Below are 1,750 nucleotides of genomic sequence, written 5' to 3' on the forward strand. Positions count from 1 at the left end.
GCCGAAGAATTTCATCGGCATCCATTTCTTCTCGCCGGTCGACAAGATGATGCTGGTCGAGATCATTTTGGGCAAGAAGACCGGCGACAAGGCGCTGGCCACCGCGATCGACTTCGTTCGCGCCATCAAGAAGACGCCGATCGTCGTCAACGACACGCGCGGCTTCTACGTCAACCGCTGCGTGCTGCGCTACATGACGGAAGCCTACAAGATGCTGATCGAAGGTGTGCCCGCGCCGATGATCGAGAACGCGGCGAAGGCAGCCGGCATGCCGGTCGGCCCCCTGGCACTGACCGACGAAACGGCCATCGACCTTGCCCAGAAGATCATGAAGCAGACCATCAGGGATTTGGGCGACAAGGCGGTCGATCCCAAGCAGATGGCGCTGATCAACACCATGGTCGACGATCACGGCCGCTTCGGCCGCAAGAACGGCAAGGGGTTTTACGATTATCCGGCAAAGCCCGCCAAGAAGAAGCTGTGGCCGGGCATCAGGGATCTCTATCCGCAGCTTGCGCCCGAGAAGGTCGATTATGAGGAACTGCAGCAGCGGCTGCTGGTCACCATCGCGCTGGAAGCGGCCCGGGTGATGGAAGAAGGCATCGTCACCGACCCGCGCGAGGCCGATGTCGGCTCGATCCTCGCCTTCGGCTTCGCTCCCTATACCGGCGGTGCGCTGTCCTACATCGACGGCATCGGCGCCAAGGCGTTCGTCAAGATCGCCAGAAACCTGCAGAAGAAATACGGCGCCGAGTTCAAGGCGCCCAAGCTGCTGCTCGACATGGCCGAGAAGGGTGAGAGCTTCTATCAGCGCTTCGATCCCTATGCGAAAGGCGAGACCAGGAAAGCGGCGTGAGTAAGCCTTGCACTGTGGACAAGATGGCGGTCCGGGGTTAGAACAGGGAAGGTATTTTTTCCTGTTCAAAGGAGAGCGACACATGCTCTCGCATGACCGTGTCTGGGCTGCCATTGATGCTCTTGCCGAGCGCTATTCGCTTTCGGCCTCGGGGCTGGCCAAGCGTGCGGGGCTCGATTCCACCGCCTTCAACAAGTCGAAGCGCCTGTCGTCGGATGGCCGGCCGCGCTGGCCCTCGACCGAATCACTGGCAAAGATTATGGAGGCAACGGGCGCTTCCCTCGACGAATTCACCGGTTTGATTGAAGGTCGGGCCGGGGCCAGCCATGCGGCTTCGGTCGCCCGCCGAAGCTCCGTGCCGCTGCTCGGCTTTGCCCAGGCCGGCGCCGGCGGCTTCTTCGACGATGCCGGCTTTCCAGCCGGGCAGGGCTGGGATCTGATCGAACTGCCGACGCAATCGACCGAGAGTTCCTATGCTTTGCAGGTGCAGGGCGATTCCATGCTGCCGCTCTACCGCAATGGCGACGTCCTCATCGTCGAACCGGGCGCCGTTACCCGCAAGGGCGATCGCGTCGTCGTCAAGACCACATCAGGCGAAGTGATGGCCAAGGTGCTCGAGCGCCAGACCGTCAGGTCGATTGCGCTGGTCTCGCTCAATCCCGATCATCCCGACCGCGATATTCCCATGCGCGATGTCGAATGGGTGGCGCGGATTGTCTGGGCAAGCCAATAGGTCAAGCTGGTGCGGCTTCTCCATCATGCGCTGGCGGTTCTGATGGTCCCTGTGATGGCAGCCATTGTCGTCACTGGCGGTCACACTCTGAAAGGTAGTGAAAGCGTCATCACCGTGGACCAGCTTGATCCGGGCGCCGATGCGATGGCGCAGCAGGCTGC

Annotated in this window: 2 protein-coding genes and 1 pseudogene; all 3 read left to right on the plus strand. The window is 61.5% G+C overall.

Annotation, left to right across the window (positions count from 1 at the left end; genetic code table 11):
* Positions 1 to 856 (plus strand): 3-hydroxyacyl-CoA dehydrogenase family protein (locus EN994_RS29875; RefSeq protein WP_245466121.1); only part of this gene is annotated, 856 nt, incomplete at its 5' end.
* Positions 857 to 938: 82 nt separating this feature from the next.
* On the plus strand, positions 939 to 1,589 hold the full coding sequence (locus EN994_RS29880) for a helix-turn-helix transcriptional regulator (RefSeq protein WP_013533656.1): 651 nt from the start codon (positions 939 to 941) through the stop codon (positions 1,587 to 1,589).
* Between the two features lie 42 nt (positions 1,590 to 1,631).
* Positions 1,632 to 1,750 (plus strand): annotated as a pseudogene (locus tag EN994_RS36910) (thermonuclease family protein); the annotation flags it as partial.

The organism is Mesorhizobium sp. M7A.F.Ca.CA.002.09.1.1 (assembly GCF_003998555.1).
Lineage (GTDB): Bacteria > Pseudomonadota > Alphaproteobacteria > Rhizobiales > Rhizobiaceae > Mesorhizobium > Mesorhizobium ciceri.

Coding starts and splice junctions, on each gene's coding strand:
- EN994_RS29880 (WP_013533656.1), top strand. CDS start 939: ATGCTCTCGCATGACCGTGTCTGGGCTGCCATTGATGCTCTTGCCGAG.